12 protein-coding genes are annotated in these 13,014 nt (G+C 39.0%); 9 read left to right on the top strand and 3 right to left on the bottom strand.

Annotation, left to right across the window (positions count from 1 at the left end):
* Positions 1 to 414: 414 nt before the first annotated feature.
* Positions 415 to 1,665, bottom strand: a complete 1,251-nt coding sequence (gene metK, locus AC07YT_RS10025; RefSeq protein WP_086548664.1) for a methionine adenosyltransferase — start codon at positions 1,663 to 1,665, stop codon at positions 415 to 417.
* A 225-nt stretch (positions 1,666 to 1,890) separates the two neighbouring features.
* Here metK and AC07YT_RS10020 point away from each other — a divergent pair, with 225 nt between their 5' ends.
* The 7 genes from AC07YT_RS10020 to hisS all read left to right on the top strand — a co-directional run bounded on the left by AC07YT_RS10020 (position 1,891) and on the right by hisS (position 8,286).
* Complete coding sequence (locus tag AC07YT_RS10020; protein WP_494945299.1) at positions 1,891 to 2,772, top strand: diacylglycerol/lipid kinase family protein; 882 nt, start codon at positions 1,891 to 1,893, stop codon at positions 2,770 to 2,772.
* A gap of 111 nt (positions 2,773 to 2,883) precedes the next feature.
* Positions 2,884 to 3,234 carry a translation initiation factor gene (locus AC07YT_RS10015; RefSeq protein WP_086548666.1) on the top strand — a complete coding sequence of 117 codons (351 nt, stop codon included), beginning with the start codon at positions 2,884 to 2,886 and terminating at the stop codon, positions 3,232 to 3,234.
* Between the two features lie 247 nt (positions 3,235 to 3,481).
* Positions 3,482 to 5,071 carry a sensor histidine kinase gene (locus AC07YT_RS10010; protein WP_086548667.1) on the top strand — a complete coding sequence of 530 codons (1,590 nt, stop codon included), beginning with the start codon at positions 3,482 to 3,484 and terminating at the stop codon, positions 5,069 to 5,071.
* Between the two features lies 1 nt (position 5,072).
* Positions 5,073 to 5,816, top strand: a complete 744-nt coding sequence (locus AC07YT_RS10005) for a LytR/AlgR family response regulator transcription factor (RefSeq protein WP_086548668.1) — start codon at positions 5,073 to 5,075, stop codon at positions 5,814 to 5,816.
* 134 nt (positions 5,817 to 5,950) lie between these two features.
* Positions 5,951 to 6,151: a hypothetical protein gene (locus tag AC07YT_RS10000; protein ID WP_086548669.1), complete on the top strand. Its 201-nt coding sequence runs from the start codon at positions 5,951 to 5,953 to the stop codon at positions 6,149 to 6,151.
* Positions 6,141 to 6,761, top strand: coding sequence for a LytR/AlgR family response regulator transcription factor (locus AC07YT_RS09995; RefSeq protein WP_086548670.1), 621 nt, complete (start codon positions 6,141 to 6,143; stop codon positions 6,759 to 6,761). Before AC07YT_RS10000 ends, AC07YT_RS09995 begins: the two co-directional genes overlap by 11 nt.
* A gap of 133 nt (positions 6,762 to 6,894) precedes the next feature.
* Positions 6,895 to 8,286 (top strand): histidine--tRNA ligase, encoded by a 1,392-nt coding sequence (gene hisS / locus AC07YT_RS09990; RefSeq protein ID WP_086548671.1) that lies wholly within the window; start codon positions 6,895 to 6,897, stop codon positions 8,284 to 8,286.
* A gap of 102 nt (positions 8,287 to 8,388) precedes the next feature.
* Here hisS and AC07YT_RS09985 read toward each other — a convergent pair whose 3' ends face one another.
* Positions 8,389 to 9,120, bottom strand: coding sequence for a class I SAM-dependent methyltransferase (locus AC07YT_RS09985; RefSeq protein ID WP_086549478.1), 732 nt, complete (start codon positions 9,118 to 9,120; stop codon positions 8,389 to 8,391).
* 157 nt (positions 9,121 to 9,277) lie between these two features.
* Here AC07YT_RS09985 and AC07YT_RS09980 point away from each other — a divergent pair, with 157 nt between their 5' ends.
* Positions 9,278 to 10,576, top strand: coding sequence for an MFS transporter (locus AC07YT_RS09980; protein WP_145954293.1), 1,299 nt, complete (start codon positions 9,278 to 9,280; stop codon positions 10,574 to 10,576).
* 630 nt (positions 10,577 to 11,206) lie between these two features.
* Here the strand turns inward: AC07YT_RS09980 and AC07YT_RS09975 are convergent.
* The gene (locus AC07YT_RS09975; protein ID WP_086548672.1) at positions 11,207 to 11,587 is read right to left on the bottom strand and encodes a VOC family protein; all 381 of its coding nucleotides are present in this window, start codon (positions 11,585 to 11,587) and stop codon (positions 11,207 to 11,209) included.
* A gap of 121 nt (positions 11,588 to 11,708) precedes the next feature.
* Between AC07YT_RS09975 and AC07YT_RS09970 the strand changes: the two genes are divergently transcribed.
* On the top strand, positions 11,709 to 12,989 hold the full coding sequence (locus AC07YT_RS09970) for a replication-associated recombination protein A (RefSeq protein WP_086548673.1): 1,281 nt from the start codon (positions 11,709 to 11,711) through the stop codon (positions 12,987 to 12,989).
* Positions 12,990 to 13,014: the final 25 nt, after the last annotated feature.

The raw sequence follows: 13,014 nt of genomic DNA, 5'->3' as shown, positions 1-13,014 counted from the left end.
AAGAGGTACGCCATACCTCCTGGAGCCTGCTGCATAAATCTAAAGTAATGCTTCTCAGAAAAAAAACTTTTTATTTGCATAAACCATAGAATACAGGTTTAGGTAGATTAGGCTTTTGCTACTATTACCGGCATTCTGCAAGGCTCCAAAATATTTATTTTAAGAATATACCTCGCCTAAGAACCACCGGCCCAGGTTAACTAAACCCGATAGCAGCGGTACGAAGTATAGCGTGTAGCGGGACTTTCGAAACCAATGTACTCAGAAACCTGCTTTTCAATAAAGTGATCAATTATTTTTCTGCGGTTTGCTAAGCCACCAAATGTGGAATCTGTCCGCATAAATTTAGCACAACAAAAAAAGGCGTTCTGCAAATCTGCAAAACGCCTTTTTCTATAAATTTATTTTGAAGAATTAAATGCCGAAAGCAGCTTTAACCTGATCTACGTAATCTAATTTCTCCCAGGTAAACAAATCAACCGTAACTGTTTTTTCTTCACCGTTTGGTGTTCTGAAAGTTTTGGTAACGGTTTCTGGTGTACGGCCCATGTGTCCGTAAGCAGCAGTTTCGCTATAAATTGGGTTTCTTAATTTTAAACGTTGCTCAATAAAGTAAGGACGCATATCGAAAATCGATTCTACAATTTTAGCAATCTCGCCATCTGTTTTACCCACTTTACCCGTGCCGTAAGTATTGATGTAAATACCCATTGGCTTTGCAACACCGATAGCGTACGATACCTGAACCAAAATTTCGTCGGCCACACCTGCAGCCACTAAGTTTTTAGCGATATGTCGTGTAGCATAAGCCGCACTTCTATCTACTTTACTTGGATCTTTACCTGAGAAAGCACCACCACCATGTGCACCTTTACCACCGTAAGTATCAACAATGATTTTTCTTCCGGTTAAACCTGTATCGCCATGCGGACCACCGATTACAAATTTACCGGTTGGGTTAATGTGGTATTCAATTTTATCGTTAAATAAATGTGCATAAGCAGGATTGGCTTTGATAATTCTTGGAATCAGGATATTCACTAAATCAGTTTTGATTTTGGCCAACATGGCTGCTTCTTCATCAAAATCATCATGCTGTGTAGAAATTACAATCGCATCGATACGAACTGGTTTGTTGTTATCGTCGTACTCTAAAGTAACCTGGCTTTTCGCATCCGGGCGTAAATAAGTAATTTCGTTATTCTCGCGACGTAAAACAGCCAGTTCCTGTAATAATTTATGAGAAAGGTTTAATGCCAAAGGCATGTAATCTTCCGTTTCGTTGGTAGCGTAACCAAACATCATCCCCTGATCGCCTGCACCTTGTTCTTCTTTGTTGCTTCTATCTACACCCTGGTTAATGTCCTGAGATTGCTCGTGTATTGCCGATAAAATTCCGCAAGAGTTAGCCTCAAACATATACTCGCTTTTGGTGTAACCAATTTTCTTGATTACATCGCGGGCAATTTGTTGTACATCTAAATATGTTTTAGATTTTACCTCACCCGCTAAAATAACCTGACCGGTAGTTACCAAAGTTTCACAAGCAACCTTTGATTCCGGATCGAAAGCTAAGAAGTTATCAATTAATGCATCCGAAATTTGATCGGCGATTTTATCTGGGTGACCCTCAGAAACAGATTCTGATGTAAATAAATACGACATTTATTAAATAAATTAATGATAAATAAACAAATTAATAATTGCCAAACCCCTTGGAAACAGGTGTTGAAATGATTGAAAGGAGGCATTAGCAATTTTTTTAAGTGGTTGCAATCCGGTCCCGTGGTATCGGGATAGCAAATCAATCCACTTTTTTACTGCTGCAAAATTAGCATATTTTCTTTATTTCAAAAATTATAGATTATTTTGTGCATTCATTCTTACACTTTGCACACAAAGATCAATATCCTCTTTATTATAAACCCTATCTCTGGTGGGAGAGGAAAGTTACGCATCCCTGATTTTATTGATCAATACCTGGATAAGGAAAAGTTTAATCCAAACTTTGTTTTTAGCGAATATGTGGGCCATGCCGGAGAACTGGCAGACGAAGCGGCAACTAAAAATTTTGATGTAATTGTTGCTGCGGGAGGCGACGGTACCATTAACGAAGTGGCCAGCAAGGTATTAAAACACAAAAAGATTTTGGGGATTTTACCACTTGGATCGGGAAACGGACTAGCCAGGTTTTTAAGGATATCGAAAAATTTAAGGTATGCACTTTCCCTGATCAATACTTTTAAGGTTGATGAGATTGATACTGCCGAGTTTAATAATAAATGTTTTTTTAATCTGGCCGGTATGGGATTCGATGCGCATTTAAGTTCGGTTTTTTCGAAAGATAAAAAACGAGGCTTATCGGGTTATGTAAAGCTGGGCTTTAAAGAAGTTTTTAACTATAAAGCACAAACTTATTTGTTAAATATTGATGGTGTTGCATACACCAGAAAAGCTTTCGCCATTAGCATTGCCAATTCTTCTCAATATGGAAACGACGTTTATATTTCGCCTAATGCTTCAGTGAAAGATGGTTTGCTGGATGTATGCATTATTAAACCTTTTCCGATTATAAAACTGCCCTTATTGGGTTATGTCATGTTAAGGGGGAAGGCCGAAACCTCAGATATGATTGAAATTATTAAAGGCAAAAACATTAAAATTACCAGGGAAAAAGCTGGCGCAGTACATGTGGACGGCGAACCCTTACAAATGGGAACAGAAATTGAGGCGGTTGTAAACCCACTTTCGTTAAAAGTGATTGTGCCCTAGTTAAGTTTGGAGTGGAGCGTTTGGAGTTTGGCGTCGATTAACCGATTTAGGCAATTAACCGGTTAACCCCAATGAACCAATGGCCAGTGAACCAATGAACTTTTATAAAACATGAAACCAAAGAAAAATAGTTTAAGCGATCTTGGCGGAATTATGTATTCTACCAATCCGGAGTTCGAATATGAAGAAGAAATTGATGATACGGTTACTTCACCAAATAACCAGCAGGATTTAAGAGTAATGCTCGATAAAAAGAATCGTGGAGGCAAAGCTGTAACCTTAATTACAGGTTTTAAAGGCCGTTCAGAAGATTTAGATGTACTGGGTAAAATGCTTAAAACCAAATGTGGTGTAGGGGGCTCGGTTAAAGATGGTGAAATCATGATTCAGGGCGATGTGCGCGATAAAGTAATGGGCATCCTGCAGAAAGATGGCTATAAAGTGAAAAAAGCCGGGGGCTAATAAAGCGATATTATCTCCAGCTAACCGTCATTTCGAGCGGAGTGCAGCGCAGCCGAGAAATCTATTAATGACAATTTTTCTTTTGAATCAGTCAATCGTAGTAAAGTGCAATATCTTCGAGAAACCTAATTCTTCCCGAATATAAATACTGTCTCAAATCCCTCTTTTACAAGGTTATTCATGCCGTATTCTGTTTTAATGTTTCCTGAGCAGATTTTTTACAAGATGTTTATGAAAAATTAAACACATGAAAAAGATATTCCTTTCTATTTACTTGCTCCTTTTTGCTTTCGGAGCAAATGCTCAGAAAAATAAATATTTGGTTGATGAGTATGGTAATCCAATGCACTATTCGATTGCGGTAAGATATTCAAAATACAACATATTTCTTGTGGTGGATAGTGGCACGAAGAAAGTTACTCCATTTGAATACTTAAATGGTTCTCATTTAGGAAATATCGTCTTGTTGCAAAAGGCGAAATCAATCGAGCTTGAAAGCCGGATACAAAAAGATAGCCTGAAATTCTATCGATATTCCATTATCGAAAACGACTCAATAATTCTTAAAAAGAATGCAATTCCGGAAAGGATAAAATATAAGTGGGGTAGTGGAAGCATACTCCCTAATTATGTTGCAGCAGATTTAGGTGCATTTAATGTAGTAGATAAGAAACTAGAAATTAAGATTTTCAGAATTAATAATGAAAAAAATACCACTTCGGTAATCATCTATAATAAACCTCTTTTAGCACCAAGTTCATTGTCCTTTAATATATTGGGTACAAATTCTACAAAGAATGTAAAAAATAATACGAATTTAATAGTTGATGAAAAAGTGAAGGGCTTGAGGATCGCTATGAAAAATACAGATATCAATGTTTTGTATGCTATAATTGTTGAGAATATTGATGCTCATTCGACGACCATGTTAGAGCCAAGATGGAAACCAATTAAAACTGGAGGTATCGTAATTGGAGATATTGATGTTTCAGAATTTACCAAACCTGGCAAGTACAAGATTTCAATATATCCGAAGACTCATCCATATGCTTATTGGAAAGATAATACATTGACTAAAGATTTTCTATTTACGGTAGAAAAGCCAAAGGAAAAATTTTTTACTGCGAAAGAGTTGCTCTCGAGTGTTATAGTGGGAGGCCTTTGTGGTCTCATATCGGTTTTGATCCTTAATAACCGCAAAAAAAAGGCTGCTAAGATACTTACTCAGAAATCTCAGGAAAAAGAAATTGCCAGACTTCAATTAGAATCTGTGCGCTCGCAGTTAAACCCACATTTTTTATTCAATGCTTTAGCAGGTATCCAAACACTAATGAATAAAAATGAAATAGACAATGCCAACCGCTACCTTGTTAAATTTGCCCGCTTAACCAGAAATGTCTTAGACCATAAAGATCTCATTAGCTTAACGTCAGAGAAAACCCTATTGGATGATTATTTACAGATGGAACAACTGCGCTTTGGTTTCCAGTACCAGATCACCGCTTCAGCTGATTTAGATGTGGAGAATATAGAAATACCAGCCATGCTTTTACAACCCTTTGTAGAAAATGCGGTGAAACATGGAATAGCGGAGAAAGGTAGTGAGGGTAAGGTCGAAATCAGTTTTACCGCGCAGTTAACCGATCTGATTTTAAGCATTAAAGATAACGGAATCGGTTTTGATGTGAACAAAGATTATACAGGCCTGGGTTTGGCGCTTAGCAAAAACAGAATATCTTTACTTAATTCTATTTACAAGGAGACGCCTTTTTTACTGGATATGAAAGCAGATAAGGACGGAACGATAATTAAAATTACACTAAGCCACTGGTTATAAGATGCGGGCAATTTTAGTAGATGATGAAACGGCCAATTTAGAAAATCTAAAGATTTTATTGGCTAAACATTGCCCGAATATTAAGGTAGTAGCCATTGCCAGTACGATTGATGATGCCTTTAGTGAGGTTAATTTACACCATCCCGATTTACTTTTTCTGGATATCCAGATGGGTAAAACCACTGGTTTCGATTTATTAAACCGGCTTACAGCAAAAACTTTTGAAGTGGTTTTTGTAACTGCCTACGATAATTATGGAATTCAGGCCGTAAAATTTGCGGCCCTGGATTACCTGCTTAAACCCGTAGATCCTGATGAACTAAAAGCCGCTGTTGAAAAAGCCGAAATCAGGACCAAAAGCAAAATACATAGCGAGCAGCTCAACTTTTTGTTGAGTCAGATTAAAAAGAAGGAGCCAGGTGTTCCGAAAATTGCCTTGCCCCAGCAGCACGAAATCCGTTATGTTTCAGTTGATGACATTGTACGCTGTGTAGCCGATAACACCTATACCTTTTTCTTTTTAGCTAATGGCGATAGAATCCTGATTTCGAAACCGCTGAAAGAATATTCAGATCTGCTTAAACCGCACGGTTTTGTGCGGGCACATCAAAGCCACCTGGTTAACCCGCGTTTTGTTAAAAGCTGGTTGAAGGAAGATGGTGGAACCTTGTTAATGGATAGTGGTGATAAAATCCCGGTAAGTAAACCGAACAGGGAAATGGTAAAAGAAATGTTGGGAAAGTAATCGGCATGATAACAGTTCTTGTAAAATTCTAAAAGTCTGGCCGTCGATTCTCAGGGTAAGCCAGCAGATTCTCATTGTTGATTTTTAGATGTATGCCAGGGAAGTACTTTCGCTAAACATTTAAATCAATCAACATGAAACAGTTATTATTTTTATTCTTCTTTATCATTTCCTTAGGCTTACAGGTGGCGCACGCAGAATTTTTGAATCTTGGTGTGGCAGAGATAATAATACTTTTGGTCGTTGGCTTTTTTACTTTGACCTTTCTTATAGGTTTTATTTTTTTATGTTTATACTTAATTAAACGTATTAAACCTGCCAAAAATGAGAAATAAGATAGTCTTCGGATTGGTTTTCATCCTTGCTTATGGTATTCAGATTGCCTATGCCGATTTTCTGAATATGGGGAGTGCAGAGATAATCATGCTTTTGGTAGCAGGCCTTGTATTTTTTGGATTTTTTGGTGGCATTTTTATGCTGATTTATTTTTTGATCAAAAGAAACAAGAATACGCCATCAAACCTGGCTCCGAATACGGTAGCCATAAATTTTGCCCCTCCGCTTGCCTATCAAAACCCTACAATTCAGGAAAAAGCCGATAAAAATGAAACGGCAAAAGTAAATACCAGAATTGCTTTGCCTCAACAGAACGAAATCAGATATGTGAATACTGAAGAAATCATCAGGTGTGAAGCAGATAACAACTATACCAATTTTTTCTTTAGTGATGGGGACCAATTGTTAATTTCAAAATCGTTAAAAGAATATGCAGACCTGCTCAAACCTCATGGTTTTGTGCGGGCACATCAAAGCCACCTGGTTAACCCGCGTTTTGTTAAAAGCTGGTTGAAGGAAGACGGCGGAACCTTATTAATGGATAGTGGCGATAAAATCCCGGTAAGTAAACCCAATAGAGAATTGGTAAAAGAGATGTTGGGAAAGTAGTTTTTTCTTTGATCGTCATTTCGAGGCGGCTTTTTCAGCCGACAGCCTGTCCGTATTTTCGAGGAAGCTGTCGTTCCTTCTCGCAATGACGAAATTTTATTTTTAAACACTACATTTTTGTACTTTTGCGGTTATGTCAGTTATTAAACCCTCATTAGCAAAAGGTACCCGCGATTTTTCTCCGGTTGAAATGGTAAAACGCAACTTTATTTACGATACCATTAAAACGGTTTTCAGAAAATACGGTTACGCAGAAATCCAAACGCCAAGTTTCGAAAACCTTTCTACTTTGACAGGAAAGTATGGCGATGAAGGTGATAAACTGATTTTTAAAATTTTAAATAGCGGCGAGTTTCTTAAAGATCCTAAAAAGAAATCCTTCGATTTTGCTGATGAGGACAATAGTAATAAACTAATCCCTTTGATCTCTGAAAAAGCCCTGCGTTACGATTTAACGGTGCCTTTTGCACGTTACGTAGTCATGCACCAGCACGAAATTACCTTGCCATTTAAACGTTTTCAGGTGCAGCCGGTTTGGCGTGCAGATCGTCCACAAAAAGGCAGATACCGTGAGTTTTACCAGTGTGATGTGGATGTGGTAGGTTCGGAAAGTTTATTGAACGAAGCCGAATTTATTTTAATCTACAATGAGGCTTTAAGCAAACTGGGTTTAAAGGATTTCAGTATAAAAATCAACAACCGGAAAATCCTGTCAGGTATTGCCGAAATTATTGGTAAACCTGATTTAATTATCGATATGACCGTAGCCATCGATAAACTGGATAAAATCGGTTTAGATGGGGTAAGTAAAGAATTGTTGGAACGTGGTTTTACAGAAGCGGATTTAGAAAAACTTCGCCCGGTAATTTTACTGGAAGGCAGCAATGAGGAAAAACTGCGCAGCCTGAAAGCAGTTTTAGCACAGTCAGAAACAGGTTTAAAAGGCATTACCGAAATAGAACAGGTTTTTGAATATGTAGAAAGCCTGATCGCTTATGGTTTACCGTTAACGGCTAAATTAGAGTTAGACATTACTTTAGCGCGTGGACTAAATTATTATACCGGCTGCATTTTCGAAGTTAAAACCAACGAAGTGGCCATGGGCAGCATTGGTGGGGGTGGCCGTTACGATGATTTGACCGGTATGTTTGGCTTGAAGGATTTAACTGGTGTGGGTGTTTCTTTCGGTGCCGACCGCATTTACGATGTACTGGAAGAATTAAACCTTTTCCCAGCCTCTGCCGAAGTGGGCACAAAAGTGTTGATCAGCAATTTCGATGCAGTAGCTGAAAAATATGCCTTGCCTATTGTTCAGCAGTTTAGAAATGCAGGTATTTCAGCCGAACTGTATCCAAGTTCAGCCAAGCTAAAGAAACAAATGGCTTATGCTGATGCCAAGAATATCCCTTATGTTATTTTAATCGGTGGCGATGAAATTGCCAGCGGCGAACTTACATTAAAAGATATGCAAAGCGGCGAGCAGAAAAAACTGACTGTTTTAGGTATTCTGGAATTGTTGAAATAGAAGTTTAATTAACCACCGAGATCACCGGTTTTCACAGAACACATAGAGGCGGGAGATGCGGTCGTCATCCTGAACTTGTTTCAGGATCTATTTGGCTTAAACCTACCGTCCAATTCGCAATAAAACCGGAAAATGAACATTTTTCTCTGCGTCATCACCCCAGGCTTCTTTTAGTTCGGTAAACATGTACTCAAGCGGATTGCGCTCATTGACCTTTTTATAATGCTGCAAAGAAGACCAGGTATTTAAATAGCCAATCAACTGGTTAAAATTCCAGGTGCTTTTAATCTGAAAATGAGGCGCAGTAATTTCTTCGAAAGGGAAAGGAATGGTTTTATAACCTTCTTCAATGTAACGGCGTTCACTGTCCCAATATTTACCCAGAATATCTTCGTAAAGTTTATGCACAGCCTTATCTACCTTTTTATCGATAAACATGAGGCCATAACCAATCACTGCGAAAAGTCCATCTGGTTTCAGTGTTCTTTTAACCTCGGCATAAAATGCTTCGAAGTTAAACCAATGGATAGCCTGTGCTACCGTAATTAAATCAAAACTATCATTACCAACCGAGCTTTGTTCTGCGGGTTCAACTTTGTAGGTGATATTCGGTAACTGTAAGGCATTTTTTAGTTGGTTCTCGCTGATATCTGTCGCATAAACCGCATTAAAATGCTGGGCCAATACGCGTGCAACTTGTCCGTTCCCTGTAGCGCAATCCCATGCTGTTTCTTTGTTTTTTATCAGTGAAAACAGATAATCGTATAATTCCTGCGGATAAGTTGGTCTGTAGATAGCGTAGTCGGCAGATTGGGTAGAAAAGTTATCTTTCATTTTATTAATGATTGAGTGCTGAATGAGAGCAGGAGCGAATGCCATCAGAATAACGCTGCGCTTTCTTTATAAAATTATTATATTTTTGATTAACAAAGGTGTTAACGTTAAGTTTCATTCACTCATTCAAAATCCACTCCATCACTCATTCTCTATTATGGAAAAAACAATACATCAGAACGAAATTAAGGATGTAGAATATCGGTTAAAATCTATTTTTGGTGGTTCGGTTGGTAATCTTGTGGAGTGGTACGATTGGTACACATATTCTGCTTTTGCGCTTTATTTTTCTCCTGCTTTTTTCCCGAATAGTAATCCCACTGCACAGCTATTAGATACTGCAGGCATTTTTGCAGTAGGCTTTTTAATGCGCCCTATTGGTGGCTGGCTGTTTGGCAGCATTGCCGATAAACTAGGGCGGAAACGTTCGATGACACTTTCTGTACTCATCATGGCGATAGGATCATTAATTATCGGATTAACGCCCGGTTACAAACAGATTGGCATAGCAGCTCCCTTATTACTAATTTTTGCAAGGCTAATCCAGGGCTTGAGTACTGGCGGCGAATATGGAACTTCTGCCACTTACCTCAGCGAAATGGCCACTAAAAAACACCGTGGATTTTATTCAAGCTTTCAATATGTAACCTTAATCGGCGGGCAGCTACTGGCGCTGGGCATTCAATTAATCTTACAAAACTGGTTGCTTACACCTGCTGAACTGCACGAATGGGGCTGGCGGATCCCATTTTTTATCGGCGCCATACTTTCTTTCATTGCTTTGTACCTGCGCAGGCATATCGACGAAACCTCGGCTTTTAAAAGCAAAAACACGGCAGACAAAAAAGGTGGCATTGCGGTACTGATGAAATATCCAAAGGAAGTTTTTACCGTAGTCGGCTTAACCTTGGGTGGAACAATTGCCTTTTATACATTTAGTACTTATATGCAGAAATTTCTGGTCAATACGGTACACCTCAGTAAAGAAACCTCCACAACTTTATCCTTCATCTCGTTATTGGTTTTTGTCGTTCTGCAGCCTTTGTTTGGCCTGTTGTCTGATAAAATCGGGCGTAAACCTTTATTAATCGGCTTTGGTGTGCTGGGTACTTTGTGTACCTATCCAATTTTAACCGGCTTAGCTGGAGAAAGCAATACGACGATCATATTCTTGCTGATGATTGGCGCCTTGATTATTGTGAGCGGTTATACGAGCATTAATGCGGTAGTAAAGGCAGAACTGTTCCCTGCCGAAATCAGGGCTTTGGGCGTAGGCTTACCTTATGCTTTAACTGTTGCCATTTTCGGTGGAACTGCAGAATATTTTGCATTATGGTTTAAAAATATCGGGCACGAAAATTATTTCTACTGGTATGTAACCGGATGCATTTTAATCTCGCTGATTTTATATACCACCATGAAAGATACCAAACACCACTCTAAAATTGAGGATTAGACTTTTTGTACCATCTGCCTTAAATAGTCCTCGTTTGTAACGAGGATTATCGAGATCTGCATTTGTAATGCGGATAAGAAAAAAATGGCGATAAAATCGCCCTTTCCCTCCATCCTCGTTGCAAACGAGGACGATATAATTTTGTATTACGCCATCTTCCGTGTCAATCCGTGTTTCCGTGGCAAAATGCTGCTGCTATAGGTGGAATAACCATGAAATAGTCCCTTTAAATAGTCCTCGTTTGTAACGAGGATTATCGAGATCTGCATTTGTAATGCAGATAAGAAAAAAATGGCGATAAAATCGCCTTTCTCCTCCGTCCTCGTTGCAAACGATGATGATATGATCTTGTATTACGCCATCTTCCATGTTAATCCGTGTTTCCGTGGCAAAATACTGCTGCTATAAGTGGAATAAACCCGACAGTAGCGAAAATCCTTTTTGTTGCTCCTTCGATAAAATCAGGAAAACAGGCACAAAAAGATTGTAGCGAATGGCGGGGCTAAAGGAACCGAAGGCACTAAGCCCTGCTTTACTTATAATAAAAAAGCATTGTCATTCTGAGTTTTAATTTACGGCATAAATCAGTAACTCAATCCGTGCTTCAGTGGCAAAAATCTTTGCGGGCGTTTACAAATAATTACTCACCTCAATTAAATTCATATCCGGATCGCGGAGATAAATTGAGCTAATTTTACCATTTGCACCACTACGCTCTACAGGTCCTTCTTCAATTTCGATGCACTTTTCTTTAAGCTCCTGCATGACTTCGTTCAGCGGGAAATCGGTAATAAAACATAGATCGGCTGTTCCGGGCATCGGTTTGAAAGCTTTTGGCTCAATCTCGCATCCATATTGGTGCAGGTTGATTTTCTGGTTTCCAAATTTCAAAGCCTTTCGGTTTTCGCCAAATTCAATAATTTCCATTCCCAGGGCAAGGCTGTAAAACCTGCAGGTGCTTTCTAAATTGGCAACCGTTAATACAAGATGATCTAAGTTTTTAATGTCCATAATAATAAATTAGAACTAAAGCATTCGTCCTTTTGTTTTAGCTATAGGGAATTTATGCTTTCCATATTTGGTTAGTAAATTATCGACCAACAAAATACTCAATTTTTATATATTTACCATTATGCAAAACCTGCCTCCTTTAGCTGAACGTATGCGCCCTCAAAATCTCGATGAATATGTTGGTCAACAGCATTTAGTTGGAGAAGGTGCCGTGTTACGCAAGGCGATTGAAAGCAGTCAGCTTCCCTCCATGATTTTTTGGGGACCTCCGGGCGTGGGTAAAACAACTCTAGCATACATTATTTCTCAGGCTTTAGACCGTCCGTTTTTTAATTTAAGTGCCATTAACAGTGGCGTGAAAGATATCCGTGAGGTAATTGATCGGGCAGCACAGTTAAAAGATAGTTTTTTGGGATTACCCATTTTGTTTATCGATGAGATTCACCGTTTTAGCAAATCGCAGCAGGATAGTTTATTGGGGGCTGTAGAAAGGGGGCTGGTGACCTTAATTGGTGCAACAACCGAAAATCCATCTTTCGAGGTAATTTCCGCTTTACTTTCCCGTTGTCAGGTTTATATTTTAAAATCGTTAACTGAAACGGAGCTGGCAGGTTTACTGGAAACGGCTATTAAAAAAGATAGTATTCTTTCAGCGAAAAACATTTCCATAAAAGAGCACGAAGCTCTGATCCGTTTATCAGGTGGTGATGCGCGGAAATTATTAAATGTGCTCGAAATTGCTATTAACGGCATTGGCGGGAATAAAATCGTCCTCACCAATGAAAACGTGCTGGCGCATGCCCAGCAAAACCTTGCCTTGTATGATAAAGCGGGTGAGCAGCATTACGACATTATTTCGGCCTTTATTAAATCAATCCGTGGCAGCGACCCCAATGCAGCGGTGTATTGGCTGGCACGGATGATAGAAGGAGGTGAAGATCCGCTGTTCATTGCCCGCAGGTTGCTGATCCTGTCTTCAGAAGATATTGGCAATGCTAATCCCAATGCACTGCTTTTGGCCAATAACTGTTTCACTGCTGTAAATGTAATTGGCTATCCGGAAGCACGGATTATTTTATCCCAATGTGTAACCTATCTGGCCAGTTCGCCTAAAAGTAACGCCTCATACGAAGCCATTAACAAAGCGCAGGCTTTGGTTAAACAAACCGGAAACCTGCCCGTACCGCTTCATATCCGCAATGCCCCAACCAAACTGATGAAAAATATCGGTTATGGCAAAGATTACCAATACTCGCACGGATATGAAGGTAATTTTTCACCACAGGAATATTTTCCCGAAGAATTAAGCGGCACCAAACTTTACGATCCGGGTAAAAATCCTGCCGAAGAGAAATTGCGTGAAAAACTTAGGCAGAACTGGAAAGACAAATACAAATATTAGTGTAACATTTTCTCCTAAACGCATA

The sequence above is a fragment of the Pedobacter sp. GW460-11-11-14-TSB4 genome (assembly GCF_059423705.1).
This window is presented reverse-complemented; position numbering and strand designations above follow the sequence as displayed.

What these genes read in the sequence shown, in the direction of transcription:
- metK (WP_086548664.1), bottom strand. Translation starts at nt 1,665, where the DNA reads ATGTCGTATTTATTTACATCAGAATCTGTTTCTGAGGGTCACCCAGAT.
- AC07YT_RS10015 (WP_086548666.1), top strand. Translation starts at nt 2,884, where the DNA reads ATGAAACCAAAGAAAAATAGTTTAAGCGATCTTGGCGGAATTATGTAT.
- AC07YT_RS10010 (WP_086548667.1), top strand. Translation starts at nt 3,482, where the DNA reads ATGAAAAAGATATTCCTTTCTATTTACTTGCTCCTTTTTGCTTTCGGA.
- AC07YT_RS10005 (WP_086548668.1), top strand. Translation starts at nt 5,073, where the DNA reads ATGCGGGCAATTTTAGTAGATGATGAAACGGCCAATTTAGAAAATCTA.
- AC07YT_RS10000 (WP_086548669.1), top strand. Translation starts at nt 5,951, where the DNA reads ATGAAACAGTTATTATTTTTATTCTTCTTTATCATTTCCTTAGGCTTA.
- AC07YT_RS09995 (WP_086548670.1), top strand. Translation starts at nt 6,141, where the DNA reads ATGAGAAATAAGATAGTCTTCGGATTGGTTTTCATCCTTGCTTATGGT.
- hisS (WP_086548671.1), top strand. Translation starts at nt 6,895, where the DNA reads ATGTCAGTTATTAAACCCTCATTAGCAAAAGGTACCCGCGATTTTTCT.
- AC07YT_RS09985 (WP_086549478.1), bottom strand. Translation starts at nt 9,120, where the DNA reads ATGAAAGATAACTTTTCTACCCAATCTGCCGACTACGCTATCTACAGA.
- AC07YT_RS09980 (WP_145954293.1), top strand. Translation starts at nt 9,278, where the DNA reads ATGGAAAAAACAATACATCAGAACGAAATTAAGGATGTAGAATATCGG.
- AC07YT_RS09975 (WP_086548672.1), bottom strand. Translation starts at nt 11,587, where the DNA reads ATGGACATTAAAAACTTAGATCATCTTGTATTAACGGTTGCCAATTTA.
- AC07YT_RS09970 (WP_086548673.1), top strand. Translation starts at nt 11,709, where the DNA reads ATGCAAAACCTGCCTCCTTTAGCTGAACGTATGCGCCCTCAAAATCTC.